Annotated in this window: 12 protein-coding genes and 1 riboswitch; of the genes, 5 read left to right on the forward strand and 7 right to left on the reverse strand. The window is 48.6% G+C overall.

Going from position 1 to position 15,995, the window contains the following annotated elements:
• The first annotated feature begins 37 nt into the window (after positions 1 to 37).
• Positions 38 to 3,574 (forward strand): collagen binding domain-containing protein, encoded by a 3,537-nt coding sequence (locus tag ACWGOO_RS20660; RefSeq protein WP_452486502.1) that lies wholly within the window; start codon positions 38 to 40, stop codon positions 3,572 to 3,574.
• 237 nt (positions 3,575 to 3,811) lie between these two features.
• Here ACWGOO_RS20660 and ACWGOO_RS20665 read toward each other — a convergent pair whose 3' ends face one another.
• Positions 3,812 to 4,285 carry a cupin domain-containing protein gene (locus ACWGOO_RS20665; RefSeq protein WP_452486504.1) on the reverse strand — a complete coding sequence of 158 codons (474 nt, stop codon included), beginning with the start codon at positions 4,283 to 4,285 and terminating at the stop codon, positions 3,812 to 3,814.
• A 304-nt stretch (positions 4,286 to 4,589) separates the two neighbouring features.
• Between ACWGOO_RS20665 and ACWGOO_RS20670 the strand changes: the two genes are divergently transcribed.
• From ACWGOO_RS20670 to ACWGOO_RS20685, 4 genes are read left to right on the forward strand one after another with little or no spacing between them, the layout of a single operon-like run.
• The gene (locus ACWGOO_RS20670) at positions 4,590 to 5,348 is read left to right on the forward strand and encodes an amino acid ABC transporter ATP-binding protein (protein ID WP_452486506.1); all 759 of its coding nucleotides are present in this window, start codon (positions 4,590 to 4,592) and stop codon (positions 5,346 to 5,348) included.
• 54 nt (positions 5,349 to 5,402) lie between these two features.
• Positions 5,403 to 6,230 (forward strand): transporter substrate-binding domain-containing protein, encoded by an 828-nt coding sequence (locus tag ACWGOO_RS20675; RefSeq protein ID WP_452486508.1) that lies wholly within the window; start codon positions 5,403 to 5,405, stop codon positions 6,228 to 6,230.
• A gap of 18 nt (positions 6,231 to 6,248) precedes the next feature.
• Positions 6,249 to 6,908 carry an amino acid ABC transporter permease gene (locus ACWGOO_RS20680; protein ID WP_452486510.1) on the forward strand — a complete coding sequence of 220 codons (660 nt, stop codon included), beginning with the start codon at positions 6,249 to 6,251 and terminating at the stop codon, positions 6,906 to 6,908.
• A 14-nt stretch (positions 6,909 to 6,922) separates the two neighbouring features.
• Positions 6,923 to 7,573, forward strand: a complete 651-nt coding sequence (locus ACWGOO_RS20685) for an amino acid ABC transporter permease (RefSeq protein WP_452486512.1) — start codon at positions 6,923 to 6,925, stop codon at positions 7,571 to 7,573.
• 377 nt (positions 7,574 to 7,950) lie between these two features.
• On the opposite strand, the gene opp4A is transcribed toward ACWGOO_RS20685, so the two are convergent.
• The 6 genes from opp4A to ACWGOO_RS20715 form a co-directional block, all read right to left on the reverse strand.
• Positions 7,951 to 9,771 (reverse strand): oligopeptide ABC transporter substrate-binding protein, encoded by a 1,821-nt coding sequence (opp4A, locus tag ACWGOO_RS20690; RefSeq protein ID WP_452486514.1) that lies wholly within the window; start codon positions 9,769 to 9,771, stop codon positions 7,951 to 7,953.
• 41 nt (positions 9,772 to 9,812) lie between these two features.
• Positions 9,813 to 10,712, reverse strand: coding sequence for an ABC transporter permease (locus tag ACWGOO_RS20695; protein WP_452486551.1), 900 nt, complete (start codon positions 10,710 to 10,712; stop codon positions 9,813 to 9,815).
• A 39-nt stretch (positions 10,713 to 10,751) separates the two neighbouring features.
• Positions 10,752 to 11,720, reverse strand: a complete 969-nt coding sequence (opp4B, locus tag ACWGOO_RS20700) for an oligopeptide ABC transporter permease (RefSeq protein WP_452486516.1) — start codon at positions 11,718 to 11,720, stop codon at positions 10,752 to 10,754.
• A gap of 13 nt (positions 11,721 to 11,733) precedes the next feature.
• Positions 11,734 to 12,660 carry an ABC transporter ATP-binding protein gene (locus tag ACWGOO_RS20705; RefSeq protein ID WP_452486518.1) on the reverse strand — a complete coding sequence of 309 codons (927 nt, stop codon included), beginning with the start codon at positions 12,658 to 12,660 and terminating at the stop codon, positions 11,734 to 11,736.
• Positions 12,638 to 13,687: an ABC transporter ATP-binding protein gene (locus ACWGOO_RS20710; protein ID WP_452486519.1), complete on the reverse strand. Its 1,050-nt coding sequence runs from the start codon at positions 13,685 to 13,687 to the stop codon at positions 12,638 to 12,640. Before ACWGOO_RS20710 ends, ACWGOO_RS20705 begins: the two co-directional genes overlap by 23 nt.
• A 306-nt stretch (positions 13,688 to 13,993) precedes the next feature.
• Positions 13,994 to 15,583 (reverse strand): DUF6359 domain-containing protein, encoded by a 1,590-nt coding sequence (locus ACWGOO_RS20715; protein WP_452486521.1) that lies wholly within the window; start codon positions 15,581 to 15,583, stop codon positions 13,994 to 13,996.
• Positions 15,584 to 15,796: 213 nt separating this feature from the next.
• A riboswitch (glycine riboswitch) is annotated at positions 15,797 to 15,910 on the forward strand.
• Positions 15,911 to 15,995: the final 85 nt, after the last annotated feature.

Here is a 15,995-nt window from a genome sequence, read left to right on the forward strand (position 1 = left end):
TATACAGTAATTTTTAGAAAGGAGACTTGATTAGAGTATGAGAAGAAAATGGAATGCAACGATTATTGCATTATTGCTCATTTTACAAAGCTTTTTTGGTATCACACAAGCTTATGCTCAAATCCCTGCCCCGGATCAGCCGGAAATTGCTGGAACCGAGACAGGGCAAACCGTTACAAATGATGTATATGAAATCGTAGCACCAAAAACAGAATCAGTAATAGAGCCTGAACAACAGAAGCCTCCTCCCCTACCAGCTCCTATTGTTCAAGCAGCGGCCGCCACAAATTCTGAAAAAGCTGCTCAAGCGAGTATTTTAACGAAACTTACCCTGACCGATGCGACCGATCAAGTGATTGATGCGGTATACAATCCCGATAGTCGCTTGGACATTGGCGAGGCAGTCCATCTCATTTATGACTGGGAGCTTCCCAACCATACGTACAAAGCCGGAGACACCTTTATCTTTCAATTGCCCGAGCAATTTGAAATCTACACAGATATCTCCTCTCCTTTGATTACGACAGATGGAGATGTTGGCCGCTTCAAGGTAGACCGCCAAGGCAAAGTGGTCATGACTTTTCACGATTACGTGGAGAGCCATTCCAACGTCAGCGGAAAGCTGGAGGTTAAGACCGAGTTCCGCAAGCAAATAGAAAAAGGCAGTACAGAGGTCATTATTGCCATCCCGATCAAGGGTGGAGTACAAACAGCCGTCGTAAATATCAAGCCTGCAGCAGGCCCTGCCTTGGATAAGCAAGGGAAAGCCAATGGAACCCACCAGATTGATTGGACGATTGACGTAAATAAACAATTGAATACGGTTCAACATGCTGTAGTCACCGACCCGACTCCCCAAGGATTGGAATTGGTAAGGGACTCTATCCGGTTATACCATTTGCAAATCAATGTGGATGGTTCAACCTTGCTGCGCGATCCAGTGGATAGGGATAAGTATACGCTGGAAGCCGATTCGGCTGGTACCGGCTTCATCATCCGTTATAAAGATGAAAACATCCGCAGCGCATACCGAATCCAATACTCCACAAACATCACCAGTGAAGAATCCCGTTTTTCCAACACAGCCACTTTTTCAGGCAAAAATACGAAAGACGCTTCTGCTACAGCTACAGTAACCGTTCAACGCGGTGAATTTTTGTCCAAAAAAGTGGAGCAATACGACCCGGTTACTCAAACGGTGTCCTGGGCGATCCAGTATAATTTTGGTGAAAAGAAAATCCCCGTCGGAAAGGCCGTGTTAGCTGACCGCTTCAACAAAAGCCAGCGGCTCGTGGCCGGTTCACTTAAAGTGTACAAAGGAGCTACTTCTGAGGAACTTTCATCCTCCGAATATACCGTCTCACTGGTTAGCCATGAAACAACCAACGGCTTCGATTTACGCTTCAACTCCGATGTGGAGGCAGCATATACGATCCGTTATCAAACCAAGACGATAGATCGTGTACTTAAAAATGAACGGATTACGAATACCGTAACGTCTGATGGAGTAACCAAAGATACCACCACCCAGCTAAAAAGCGCGGTCATTGTTAAAGGCTATAAGAAACCGAACTACAACACAAAAACCATTCCCTGGGTTATTGCCATCAATACGGATAAATACACGATGAATCAGGTTGTTATCAACGATACGTTTCCAAATGGCGGTCTGGCTCTCTTACCGGATACATTAAAGATCCAAAGCGCGGACGGAAAATCAACACTAACATCACCAGCAGATTATGAACTGATTCCTTTATCGCAAGACTATAAGCAAGGATTCACGATACGTTTCCATAAAACGATCCAGGATGCGTATACCATCAGCTATTCAACAACGTTTAATAATGAATGGAAAAAAGATACGCGCAAACCGGAGTTCTGGAATAAAACTTCCATCTCATGGGTGCAAAAGGAAACAGCTTACTCTGCTGAAGCCGAGGCCCGGCTATGGCCTGACAATCTGACACAGCAGAACGGTGCCAAGCAAGGAAGCTATAACGCCACCTCCAAGCACATCACATGGGACATCTTGACGAACTATAACCGTAAAGTCCTGAATCAGGCTGAAATAAAGGATACGCTGGAGCAAGGGCAGAAGCTGGTTCCCGGCTCTGTCAAAGTGTATGACATGACACTGCTCGGATGGTGGAATGGTGTGGAAAAGGGAGCTGAACTGCCAGCAGACCAATACACCCTTGTTCTTCCCACCGCTGATAACGGCAATGAGCTGCGTATCCGTTTTAATGAACAGATCAACACTCCCTACTGGATCACTTTCCAGACCACACTGGAGGGAGAGCTTATTGATAAAGAAATCAACAATAAGGCTCTGCTAAGGGATGGACAAAACATCGTCTCCGAGTGGACAGCCAAGGTAGCTGTGCCTCATGGGGGAGAATACGTCACGAAATCCGGTAGCCAGAATGGTAATAAGATCGACTGGCAGATCCGGATCAATGAAGGGCAATCTTATGTCTCCAACGCCAAAATCGTGGATACACCCAGCAGCAATCAAATTCTAATTGAAGATTCCTTTCATTTGTATTCCACCAAGTTATCCACCAATGGAGAGGTTGCCAAAGACACTGAATTAGTCAAAGATCAGGATTACAAGCTGAAAATTACGACAAACGATCAAGGTCAGCAATCCTTCAAGCTTGGCTTCACGCAGGCCATTTCATCTGGCTATATACTGGAATACCAATCCTTCATTCATGCGGATGACAAAGCGAAAGTAAGCAACAGCGTCTATTTCGAGGGCGACCGCTTGACTACGGAAATGAGAGAAACCAGCAAGGAAATCACCGTGCGGACATCCTCTGGCTCCGGCTCAGGGGGAGGAACAACAGGAAGCTTGGAAGTGACCAAGGTCGATCAGGATCATCCTGACAAGGTGTTGCCCGGAGCGCGCTTTGCACTCTACGATAAGGGCCAAAAAAGAGCCCCGCTCATTCAAACCACCAATGCAGACGGGAGAATTCTGTTCAATTCATTGCTTTATGATGATTACATTCTGGAAGAACTTGCGGCTCCAGTAGGCTATAAAATAACAGTCTCGAAGACAGCAGTCAAAATAGACGCCACAGTTAGACAAAGCTCAGGTATTAAACAGATTGTGGTAACTAATGGAAAAGAGACCCCTGTTGATCCGGGTTCAGGTAAAAAACGCGATAAAGATCCCGAACCCACAGAAACGACGATTGTGCCCGTTAAGCCTGTAACCAATGAACCACAGATCGTTAAAGATGAAGATGTGCCATTGGGTGTTCCAGTGATTGAGCAGCCTCCTGCAGAACCCAATGCGCTGCCGGAATCGCCAGAGATTGATCCTCCTCAGGAATCGTATCCACCTGTAGAGATTGAAGATGAGCCTGTACCCGAAGGAGGCATCAAGTTCCCTGTTGAGGACCCCGAGAACCCAAGTAATCCAGATCACACTCCGCAGGTAAATAAATTACCGCAGACAGGAGAAAACAGTCCTGCTCCCTTCTATTTGAGCGGAATGTCTTTCATTCTTCTGGGTGCCTATTTGAAATACAGACGGATGCATAAAAATAAAAAAATTAAATAATCAAACAATCTCCCTTTCTCAGCTTAGGCAAAGCGAGGAAGGGAGATTGTTTTAAATGACGGCATGCTATCCGATAGCTGTTATAAGGAGGCTCTCGCATTAGCAGAACGAGCTTTTGAAAACAACTGATCTGTAGCAGTAACTCCTCTTAAGAAAAATCAGCAGAGAATATAAATCAGGCGGGCCATTCCTGTTGATTTACAGAAATACACCCGCCAAATGCACACATCATTACAATTATTCAGTTGGACCGGTAGGACCCTTTGCAATCAGCTTGAAATCGTCAAAGTGGAATCCCGGCGCAACGACACAGGTGACCAGCACAGGCTCATCCCCAAGCGGACGTGCCGTTTGCCATACTGCGCCCGGTACCAGCGCTTGTGGATGCTGTCCTGCCTCCACATCAGCACCGACGATAATTACCGTTTCTTCACCCGGTTGTTCTCCGCTTCCACCCAATTTCAACTCCACAGGACTCCCGCTATGATACAGCCACAGCTCATCCGAATGCACAACATGCCACTCGGAGAACTCGCCCGGATGCAGCAAGAAATACGTCGATGAAGCTGCAAAGCGCGGACCGGAATACACATCCGGCAGTACAGGCTTCGGAATTTGAAAATGGGCCTTCCACATCTCTTTGTACCAGCCGCCTTCCGGATGGGGTTCCATCCCCAATGCGGTTACCAGCGGTGAAATAGCTTTCGTCATTGCACTAACCTTCCTTTACCCTGAATTCCTTCTCCCCTACTGTAAAACATAGCGTTGCTTTTGTCACGTTCTTCCTTGGAATGTCGAAGGACGTTGTTTCGTGTGAAATTTAATAACATTAGATTGTGCATTTTTGCTCATTCTCATGTGAAAATAGCCATGTATTCATAAATAATTACATAAAAATATATTATTCGTGAAGTTTTATGACATAAAATCTTGTTTTTTATTGTAAGCTTATAGTGTCATGAGAGAACATTTTGAAATTGATAGAGCTTGATCATGCCAGCCAGTCTACCAAAATATGTATCCATTCCTAAAAGGGGTGAGGCTTCTGATCCAGTTTCGCAACGTCAACAAGCATTTTGGTCACTTCCATGTGCTTAAAGACATCAATCTTCAGATTAAGGAGGGTGAGGTCGTCGTGATCATCGGACCCTCCGGCTCGGGTAAAAGCACCCTGCTACGCTGCATCAATCGTCTGGAAACCATATCGGATGGGGAGCTGATCGTCAACGAGATACCTGTACATGACAAAAAGATTGATATTAACGCCTTCCGGCGCAATATCGGTATGGTATTCCAGCATTTCAATTTGTATCCCCATAAAAAGGTAATTGAAAACATTGTACTCGCACCCATGGAGGTGCTGGGCATCTCGAAGGAAAAGGCTGCCCAAACAGCTACCACCTATTTGAAGCGTGTTGGAATCGAGGACAAAGCACAGAGCTACCCCGCCCAATTGTCCGGGGGACAGCAGCAACGGGTTGCTATCGCCCGTGGTCTCGCGATGAATCCGAAAATTATGCTGTTTGATGAACCTACCTCCGCTCTTGATCCCGAAACCATCGGGGAGGTACTGGATGTTATACGTTCGCTCGCGCATCAAGGCATCACCATGGTCATTGTGACTCATGAAATGGGCTTTGCCCGTGAAGTAGCGGATCGCGTCATTTTCATGGACAAAGGACAGATTTTAGAAGACAGTCAGCCTGCCGAGTTTTTTCAGAATCCGGGTGAAGAGCGGGCACGCCTGTTCCTGAGCCGTCTGATTCATCATTAAACAGAACTTGATGGAGTGTAAATTCAAAGTGCAAATCGAAAGGGGATTGTTCAGATGAGAAAAAGATATTCATGGAGTACCCTTATACTGTTTATGCTGTCCTGTCTACTCGTTTTAGCTGGCTGTGGAGGGAAGCAAGGAACGGCAATGTCGGGGAATGAGGCGGCAGCCAACGGGCTGGAAGCCATCAAGCAACGTGGCAAACTGGTTGTTGGCGTGAAATACGACACCAAGCTGTTCGGTCTGAAAGACCCGGCTACCGGGAAAGTAGGAGGCTTTGATATCGACATTGCCAAGGCGGTAGCCAAACATATTTTCGGAGACGAAACCAAGCTTGAATTGAAGGAAGTCACGTCCAAGACACGAATCACCTTACTGCAAAATGGAGACATCGACGCCATTATCGCAACCATGACCATTTCGGACGAACGTAAAAAGCAGGTCGATTTCAGCGACGTCTACTTTAACGCCGGGCAATCCCTGCTCGTGAAAAAAGGAAGCCCGATTACCAGCCTGGAGTCCCTGACCTCAGATACCAAGGTACTCGCAGTTAAAGGCTCCACCTCCGCGAAAAATATCCGCGAAAAAGCACCCCAAGCGACTGTACTGGAGCTTGAGAACTACCAGGATGCATTTAACGCGCTCAAGGCTGGCCAAGGGCAGGCGTTGACCACCGATAACTCTATTCTGCTCGGCATGCAACAGCAAGATTCGAATTACACCCTCGTAGGCGGGAACTTCACCGAAGAGCCTTACGGCATTGCGGTGAAGAAGGGACAGACCGAACTGCTGCAAGCTGTTAACGATACACTCAAGGAACTGAAAAGCAACGGTGAATACGATAAACTCCACGGGCAATGGCTTGGGGTTAAACCCGAATAATGGAGGGGGTGTCCTCAGATGCTTACTTTTGATATCAACGTACTTTTCGACCATAGCGACCGCTTTAGAGAAGGCTTGCTTCATACCGTTCAAGTCAGTGTCATTGCCTTGATCGGAAGCTTTATTCTGGGGGCGATCATCGCCATCCTCCGAATTTCACCCTTTAAATGGATGAACTGGATTGGCACCGTCTATGTAGAGGTTATTCGTAATATCCCGTTGCTGATCGTTGTGTTGTTCTTTTATCTAGGACTTCCCACTTTGGGCGTTCCTTTAGACGGGTTTGTGTCTGGAACGTTTGGTTTGACCGTGTACACAGCCTCCTTTATTGCAGAAGCGATACGTGCCGGCATCCAGTCCGTACCGAGGGGGCAATTCGAAGCCGCACGCTCCTCCGGGCTGAGCTACAACCAGACGATGATCAGCATTATTTTTCCGCAAGCGATTACAATTGTACTGCCTGCGATTGGCAACCAATTCATCAATCTGGTCAAAAACTCTTCCGTACTAGCCATAGTAGCTGGACTGGACCTGATGTATTATTCGGATCTGATTAACTCGGATACCTTTATGCCCATCACCGTCTATGCCATCACAGCATTGCTATACCTTACCTTGACGGTTCCACTTAGCTTTCTTGTCCTGTATATGGAGCGTCGTCTGTCCAAAACATCCTAAGGAGGGACGCACGTATGGATTTCAGCGGCTTGTTTGTATGGCCTAATGTGCGTTTTATACTGGAGGGCTTCCTGCTAACGCTGGAGGTCGCCGTTTATTCCATCATGTCCAGCTTCGTGCTCGGTATCGTGTTTGGCATCCTGCGCTATACACGCTTACCTGTCATTTCACAAGTAGCGGCCTTTGTAATCGATCTGATTCGCAATCTTCCGTTATTGCTCATTATTTTTTTCATCGGTATGGTCTTACCGTCCATTGGCCTGACCATTTCGCTTAAATGGGCAGCCATTACGGGCTTGTCGATCTTTGAGAGTGCCATGATCGCCGAGATTGTCCGTAGTGGTTTGAACTCCGTTCATAAAGGACAGATCGAAGCCGCACGTTCCTCCGGGCTGAGCTATTCCAGAACGTTATGGCATATCATTCTGCCGCAAGCGCTCCGCCGCATGGTGCCGCCCATCGTCAGCCAGTTCATTTCCCTATTCAAGGATACTTCTCTCGCGGTCATTATCAGCCTGCCGGAGCTGACACATAACATTCAGATTATCGGAGGTCAAAATCAATCCTTCGTCATTCCGGCTCTGCTATTCGCCGCCTTCCTGTACTTTGCTGTCAATTACAGCATGTCGCTGCTTGCACGCAGGCTCGAAGTACGCACTCATTAGCACTCAGCACAGCATGTATTTTTTCAATCAGCCTCTTAATGGCTTCTCCCATGTAACGGTCTGACCGATGAATCAGCTCTAGTCGAACCTCGGGTACTCCCCGTGAAATAGGTACTGCACAAAGGGATGAACGGTCCAGGTTCAGGGAAGCTGCGAGGGATTTTGTCTGGATAGTCACTGCAAGTCCCTACGGGACAATAAGACAGTAGCTCTCCGTCGAAGCGGTACCTGCACGATCGAAGAGGATTTACACCTTTTCTTGCTCCTAAGCCTTAATTTGTGAACTCAACGCAGGCTGGGAGGTTCCGCAGATGGTTAAACTACAAAGCTAAAAGAAGCACGAGATCGGATCACTCCGGTTCGCGCTTCTTTTTAAATTATTGTGCTACTTCTGCTTTTTCCGCCGTCAACGTAATATTGGCAAACATGTCTGCACTATACTCCTTGCCACGGGTAATATCGTAATTGGCTACCCGGTTATTCAGAGCCTCCACCGAATAGCGGAATAACGTCGGTACGATTGGAGCTTCCTCACTCATATACGCCTGCCACTGATTATATACATCTTTACGATAGCTGTCGTCAAAGGCTTTGACCGACACGCCTTCCTTCAACAGCTTATCATTTTCTTCACTCGTAAAACGCGAATAGTTAAAGCTGGCTCCGCGTCCATACAACCCACTAGGATCTACATCTGAACCTGTTCCCCATGCGCCGCCAAAAATATCAATGCCGGGATCATCCTTTTGCACACGATCATAGAAAGAATTGAACTCCAGCAGACGACCGTCTACCAGTTCCACATGAAGCCCGACATCCTTCCAGTTTTGCAAATAGAACTTTGCCAGTGATTCGGCTGTTGCATCCCCGCTCATTGCTGCATAATGGAGCACCAGTTCCTTACCCTTAGGGTCCTCACGGTAGCCATCTCCATTGGTATCCATATATCCTGCCTCGTCCAGCAGCTTTTTCGCCTTGTCCGGGTCATACGTAATGCCCTTCGCGTTCGTGTCATGATATCCCTTAAAGGCAGGCGGAATCAGGGACGTTGCCGGAACCCGAAGTCCGTGATAGAGCTGCTTGCCGACCTGCTCATTATTCAGCGCATGGCCAAGGGCCTGCCGCAATAACTTGTTCGCCAACTTGGCGTTCGGGTCCATAATACTTAGACTCTTGGCCTGATCGAATTTGCCCAGTTTAAAGCCTACATAGCTATAAGACAATTCCTCCTGACCGAGAAACTGTACATTTTTCGGATTGCTGGCCTCATTGTAACGGGTGGTTGGATAGCTGGCCCAGTCAATCTCTCCGCTTTTTAGCGCTTCCGTAATGACATTCGGGTTCACAACCTTTAGATGAAGGCCATCCAGCTTGGGCTCACCGTGAAAATAACCCTTATTTTTGATGAATTCCACAGATTCACCTGTGACCATCGATTTAATTTTGAACGGTCCGTAGCCAATCGGATTTTTACGGACAGGATCAGATCCAGCCATATCCTTCACGGGAATGTTCTGAAACACCTCTTTCTCTAATGGCGTAGACCATAGTCCCGATTTCACCGAAGGATTAGGCTCCTTGAAGTGAATGGTAACCTCTTTCTCATTCAGCACCTTGATGCCGGAAATCGTTTTGGCCTTGCCCGCGTGATATTCCTCCATGCCCACAATATTGGTCATAAAGCTATCGTAACGCGGACCTTCGTAGTCTTTGTGACCGATCACTTCATAGGAAAAAGCATAGTCCTCCGCCGTTACGGGATTACCATCCGTCCAGTTAAGCTTGGGATCTATTTTCACAGTCACCGCCTGATTGTCTGCGGAAAAGGAAATCGTCGCCGCCCCTTTATCGTCAATATTCAGATTGGAGTCAATAGAGAATAAAGAAGGATAGAAGAATTGAAAAACTTGAAAATCCGGGTTTCCCTTATAGAATACAGGGTTCAGAATACCTTCAAAAGGGGTATCAGACACAAGTGCAAAGTTGATGATACCGCCCTTGATCGGTGCCTTATCGTTCTTGACCACCTTCGCCAGCGCTGTCGCTTTCACCTGCTTGCTGTCTGACGCTGTGCCACCTGTACCGTCAGACGATTCCCCTCCATTCGAAGCGGAAGGCGAGCCGCCGCATGCGGCCAGAGAAAGTAACAAAATTGCAGATAGCATAGGCAGAATTCCTTTTTTCCAGCATTTAACCATTGTAAGCCCCTCCTTGAGATTGCCTTATCCTTGAGCTTCGGTTAACCCAGTCTTTGTCTGGCATCCGTGGCGCGTTTGAGCGCCTGGCCGATAAAGTTGATCGCCAGCATTAGCACCAAAATAAGTAAAGAAGCAGGCGACCACATCCACCAGCTATGCTGTAATACATCCGGATCATTGGCGTAGCTCACCAGCGTACCCAAGCTTGGAGTGGATTCTGGCAAACCAAAGCCGAGATAGGAAAGTCCCGTCTCAATCCCGATATTTCCCGCGAGGCTGAGCGTCAGGTTAACGATCACCACCGAGCTGAGATTGGGCAGCACGCCAAACCAGATGATTTTCCAATTGGGTGTGCCAAGCGTTTTGGAGGCCTGCACATAGTCCAGCTCCCGCTCCGACAGCACCTTGGCCCGAATCAGGCGCGCTTTTCCAATCCACAAAAAAGCAGTCATGATGAAAATAAAAGACCCTATGCCGCTCTTGGGCACAATACTGACGAATACGATGACCAGCATCAAAAACGGAAGCACCAGAATAAAATCAATGATCCGCATGATCATGTTATCAACCAAGCCGCCATAAAAACCGGCCAGCAGTCCCAGCGTCAAGCCGATGGCGGCAGACCATAGCGTAATCGTGAAACCAATCGTGAAGGAATTGCGCGCCCCAATGACCAGTTGACCAAAAATATCTCTGCCCGCCCGATCCGTGCCCAGCCAATGCGCCGAGCTTGGAGCTTCACGGATTGCGCCCAAATCCACCGTCGTGATTACATCCTGATTCACAAACAGAACAGATGAATAAATAAAGACCAAAAACAAAACCACAAACGCGATGGACACCAGCGCCGTTTTGTCACGCACCAGTTCGCGGCGCAGTACAGACCAACTGGATGGTGATTTACGAATGATTTCTGACGTGAAAGCCTCCTCCGCCTGTATGGACACCTTACATCCCTCCCCTTCCTCCGAAATTGTTCGTTATTCGATCCGAATGCGGGGATCGACCTTGCTCAGGATGACATCAGACAAAAGGGTTCCCAATAATGCCAGGAAGCCGGAAATCATCACCAGCGCGGTCACGACTGAGAAATCACGTTGGGTGATAGACTGGAGAAATAGCTGACCCAACCCCGGATATCCAAAGATGGATTCAAGAAAAATGTTGCCCGCGATCACTCCCGTCAGGTCATAGCCCAAAAAGGCGGCAATCGGCAACAGCGAATTTTTGAAAATATGACGGGAATAGATTTTTCCCTCGGGTACCCCTTTGGAACGCGCCGTTTTCACAAAATCCTTTAACCGTGTGTCGATGACCTCATTGCGCAAGTACTGAATCGTGGCTGTCGTACCGAGCAATGCTCCTGTAACCGCTGGTAAAATGAGATGGTAAGCCTTGTTGATGTAATATGCCGATGTTCCCGGCTCCATGCCCACATCCACACTGCCACTGGTCGGAAACCAGCCGAGCCTGAACCCGAACACGTACAGCAGCAGCAACGCGAGTATAAATAAGGGAGTCGCAAAGCTGAGATAGGTATAGCCAACCACGGTTTTGTCCAGTGGGCTATGCTGATAGCGGCCGCTAAGTACACCGAGCGGAATAGCGATCAGATACGTCAGAACCAGAATTACTACGCCTAGAAAGAACGTGTTCCCCAAACGGCTGCCAATCAGATCGGTAACGCCGATTTTATGTACATAGGATTTTCCCAAATCCCCATGAACCAATCGGGCAAGCCAGTTTCCATATTGTACCCATACCGGATCATTCAGCCCTAGTTTTTGCCTTTGCTCCTCCAGCGCCGCCGGATTCAAATTGGGCGTCGAGGTTATGAGTCCTGTCAGGGCATCCCCAGGCATGGCCTTTGCCAGAAAAAAGATAAGTATGCTCAAAGCAAACAGCTGAGGGATCATAGTCAGCAGCCGACGCAGTGTAAATTTCCACATATTTTGTCCCCCTTTATGGTAAAGCGACTTGATGGGACGGGCTTACCGCTTTTAGCGCAAACGGCTTGCCGTTCTCGTCCAGATGTTTGGGCAGCTCTGTTTTGTAGGAGGACAACAGCGTTCGTCTTTTTTGAGCATTTTCCAGCCGTTTGGCGGGGTCTATATCCGGAATGGTTGCAATAAGACGCTGGGTATACAAATGCTGCGGATGCTCATAAATATCCTGCTCGCTCCCCTGCTCCACCAGACGTCCCCGGTACATAATTCCGATCTGGTCGCACATATGGCGAATAATACCGAGATCATGGCTGATGAACAAATACGTCAAATTGAATTCCCGCTGCACATCCTTCATAAAATTAAGCACCTGTGCCTGTACCGACACATCCAGCGCCGATACCGGCTCATCGGCAATGATCAGCTTGGGATTTAATGTGAGCGCACGCGCAATGCCGATCCGCTGCCGCTGCCCCCCGGAAAATTCATGTGGATATTTGTAGGCCGCATCGGCGTTCAAGCCCACCTTTTCCAGCAGCGTCTGAACTTTTCGGCGTTCTTCCTCACTACTCAGCCTTTCAAAATTTCGCAACGGCTCAGCGATGACATCCAACACACGCTTACGCGGATTGAGCGAGGAATACGGGTCCTGAAAGATCATCTGAATATCTCTACGCAGCGGATGGCGGTTGCTACGGCTCAGAATCGCAAGGTCCTTTCCCTTAAAAACAATCTGTCCACTCGTCAGCTTGTTCAGCCCAATAATTGTTCTGCCTGTTGTCGTTTTTCCGCATCCAGATTCCCCCACCAGCCCGTACGTTTGACCCGCAGCAATGCTGATGGATACACCATCCACCGCTTTTACCTGATCGACAACACGCTGGAAGAAACCACCTCGCACCGGATAATGAACTCTCAGATCATTTAACTCCAGCAGTGCCATGAGCAGTTCCCCCCTTTACCTCGTCTTCAAAATGAAAATACTGATAGCATGTGCAGCGGACCCAATGCCCGGGAGAAACCTCACTTACATGGGAATGATCCTCATGCGCCTCATGCTGAATCCAAGGGATACGTGGAGCAAAGCGGCAGCTATTGCGGGGAATATCCTGCAAGGAAGGGACGATTCCTCCGATGACGTGCAACGGCTCTCCCTTGGTATGCGATCCCGGCATGGATGCGAGCAAAGAACGCGTATACGGATGCTGCGGATGCCGGAACAATTCAAAAACATTGGCGCTTTCCACGATTTCTCCGGCATACATGACCACCACGCGGTCCGCCACCTCTGCCACAACGCCAAGATCGTGCGTAATCAGGATAATGCCGCTTCCAGTCTCCTGTTGAAGCTGCTTGAGCAAGTCGAGAATTTGAGATTGAATGGTTACATCGAGCGCTGTAGTCGGCTCGTCTGCAATAATGAGAGCAGGACGACAAGCGATGGCAATGGCGATCATCACACGCTGCCGCATCCCCCCTGACAGCTCATGCGGATACTGGTCGTATACACGTACGGGATTCGGAATATCCACACTCTCCAGCAGCTCCAGCACACGCACCTTTTTCTGCTTCGTGGAGAGGGTCGTATGATAATCAAGGTTTTCCCCAATTTGCTTACCAATGCTCATTAGCGGATTCAGCGCTGTCAGCGGGTCCTGAAAAATCATGCCGATGCCTGCTCCGCGGATTTGATTCATTTGCCCTGTGGAGAGACGATTCAGATCCTTGCCTTTAAAAAGAATCTGTCCCTCTACGCGGGTACGCTCCAGATCATGCAGTTGTGCTATTGAAAGCGCCAGCGCGCTTTTGCCGCAGCCGGACTCTCCGACCACAGCCAGCACCTCATTGGGGTTGACCGTCAAATCCAGATGGTCAACTGCGGGATAATATTGATCCTTAATGCGAAAAGATACCGTTAACCCTTTGATCTCCAACACCGACTCGATACTCAATATGTGTGCTTCCTCCATTCTCCATGGCCTTGTCCTGCTTATGCATGCCACGTTTGATGTTAAACCTCTCATAAACATTACACACTGATTCAGTCGGAATAATTCGAATTCATCCTATCACCAGTATATGGATATATCAATTAAAAATAGACTATCAAAATCATTTATAAAACCAATAATTCAGCAGCAGCGCGACCTTTCTGGAGCAAAATGTAATAAAATAACCAACCTCAGGTTAATTTTCAGCACAAAAAAAGCCGCCTGACCCCCTTAAAGGGATCAAGCGGCTGGCTGGTCAAGCTCCAACTGTACTCTCTTCGTTAGTTACGAAGCCGCTCCATAGGAGCCGGATTTGAACGTTCTTGGATCGTACCATTTGTAGCCCGCTGCCGGAGCAGCCCAAGGCTCAGGCTGCGGTTCCGTGGAAGCCGCAGGCTCCTCGAACGGCAGCAACTGTGTTGGCTGGTCCAGCGTCAGACCCGCCACATCGGACAGCTTCGTATAGTCCTGCTTCCATGCGAGCCATTGGACCGTCTGTACCAGGAAGGTGGAATCGTCCACTTCCTTGAAGCCATCGTACGTCTTCTTCGACTGTCCGTTTTCCTCACGTACATATTTCGGTGTGGCATCCTCAACTGGCGAAGAATCACCGATAAACGCTGCCTTGCCCTGACCTACCTTGGCTACAGCAGCATAAGGACCCTCAGCACGGCCCCCGTCGTTATAGACACCCTGGTCCACGGCATTGCCCCATTTTTTCGTGCCTGTAGGGATATAAGCGATTCCTTTAGCCTTGGTCGGGTCAATAATCGCCAGTGTAGAACCAGCATGCATCGCAATCGAACGTACACCTTTCGTAATGCCGAAGGATTGATCTGCCGCTACGATATCCGTAGCATTCACGTCACCAAGTGCATTGTAGCGGAAACGAACGCCAAAGTTCGTCGCCAGCCAGTCGGAACTGGTTAATCCCTGCATAGCCGGTGATGCAGCTTCTTCTGTAGTCATGCCTTTGGCCGGATTGGAATAGGCTCCACGGCGGTAGCCGTTCATAACCTCGGAGGAATCCCAACGGTTTTTGTTCCGGTCAGCGTTATAGTGGTCAGAAATGAAGAAAATGCTGCCTCCATTCTTCACATATTGTACCAGAGCAGCCTGCTCGGATGCCTTAAAGGCAACATTGGCTTCACCAATGATGAACACATCGTATGGACGCAGCTTGTCGTACGTTATAGCCTGCTCTCCATAGGTAAAAGGGATGGAACGGTTCAACGGGTCCACCGTAAAACCTGCATTACGCAGTCCGCCCGCAAAATCGGAAAAGGCGCCATCTATAACCCAATCCGCCGCTCCGGCAGTCTGCGCGTGCGTATTATCGAACAGCACTTTTTTGCCTTTTCCATCCGGCAATGTCGTACCAGGTTGACCCGGGGTACCAGGATTACCGGGATTCCCAGGCTCGCTTCCGCTTACCAGTTCCACAGCGCTTGGGCTTTTCACTCCGCCAAAATTGTTATAGGCACCAAGCGCACCCGTCACACGAATTTTACTGCCGATCAGCTCAGGATGGCCTGACAGCCCAAATGGTCCTCTATACGCGGATGTCAGTTGTACATTTAACAGTTTAGACGTATTGCGTTCACTCGCCTGATCCGCAATCAGTACGTTAAAATCATTTTCAAACGGTGCAGAGAAATTAGCCGTTTTCGATCCGGCGGCATGTCCGACGACGTAGCCTTCTACCGTCACCGTACTTCCACTGCTTTGGCGCTGAAGCGCTTCCGCTACCGTCAATGCGCCTTCTGCCTTGACCTGACCGAATGGAACGAAGATCCCTACTAGCAGCGATACGATTGCCGCCAGATGCAGCATTCCTTTCAAGCGTGAACCTGTGAACCAGAAACCTTTTACCATACGTAAACGCCCCTCCCATTATTCCATAAATTAGTTTGTTCTCTATCAGATTAGCTATCAGTCTTCTAATTCCTTCCTGATTTCATCCATAATTGTGTAAAGTTTAATAATTTTTTTCGAGAAGGTACCTGATTATATAAAATCCCAGCCTGTGATTGACACCGGGCATGGCATACATTACGCTTAGGAGGGAATGTTGAACGGTATACGCGAATGAAGATGACGGGAGAGTCTGTCTGGGAAGCACACCCCGGCGGCACCGAAGGAGCAAGACGCTAGCACCCGGCTGGCGGATAATCTCTCAGGTCCATGTATCGTCATCTGACGCAACTCTGGAGAGAGCGCAAGCCACCCAAGGGGTAAGGCGGTATTACACCGCACAAAACTCTCAGGTAACGAGGACAGAGATAAG

The organism is Paenibacillus sp. NPDC055715, from assembly GCF_053617595.1.

What these genes read in the sequence shown, in the direction of transcription:
- ACWGOO_RS20660 (WP_452486502.1), top strand. Translation starts at nt 38, where the DNA reads ATGAGAAGAAAATGGAATGCAACGATTATTGCATTATTGCTCATTTTA.
- ACWGOO_RS20665 (WP_452486504.1), bottom strand. Translation starts at nt 4,285, where the DNA reads ATGACGAAAGCTATTTCACCGCTGGTAACCGCATTGGGGATGGAACCC.
- ACWGOO_RS20670 (WP_452486506.1), top strand. Translation starts at nt 4,590, where the DNA reads ATGTATCCATTCCTAAAAGGGGTGAGGCTTCTGATCCAGTTTCGCAAC.
- ACWGOO_RS20675 (WP_452486508.1), top strand. Translation starts at nt 5,403, where the DNA reads ATGAGAAAAAGATATTCATGGAGTACCCTTATACTGTTTATGCTGTCC.
- ACWGOO_RS20680 (WP_452486510.1), top strand. Translation starts at nt 6,249, where the DNA reads ATGCTTACTTTTGATATCAACGTACTTTTCGACCATAGCGACCGCTTT.
- ACWGOO_RS20685 (WP_452486512.1), top strand. Translation starts at nt 6,923, where the DNA reads ATGGATTTCAGCGGCTTGTTTGTATGGCCTAATGTGCGTTTTATACTG.
- opp4A (WP_452486514.1), bottom strand. Translation starts at nt 9,771, where the DNA reads ATGGTTAAATGCTGGAAAAAAGGAATTCTGCCTATGCTATCTGCAATT.
- opp4B (WP_452486516.1), bottom strand. Translation starts at nt 11,720, where the DNA reads ATGTGGAAATTTACACTGCGTCGGCTGCTGACTATGATCCCTCAGCTG.
- ACWGOO_RS20705 (WP_452486518.1), bottom strand. Translation starts at nt 12,660, where the DNA reads ATGGCACTGCTGGAGTTAAATGATCTGAGAGTTCATTATCCGGTGCGA.
- ACWGOO_RS20710 (WP_452486519.1), bottom strand. Translation starts at nt 13,687, where the DNA reads ATGGAGGAAGCACACATATTGAGTATCGAGTCGGTGTTGGAGATCAAA.
- ACWGOO_RS20715 (WP_452486521.1), bottom strand. Translation starts at nt 15,583, where the DNA reads ATGGTAAAAGGTTTCTGGTTCACAGGTTCACGCTTGAAAGGAATGCTG.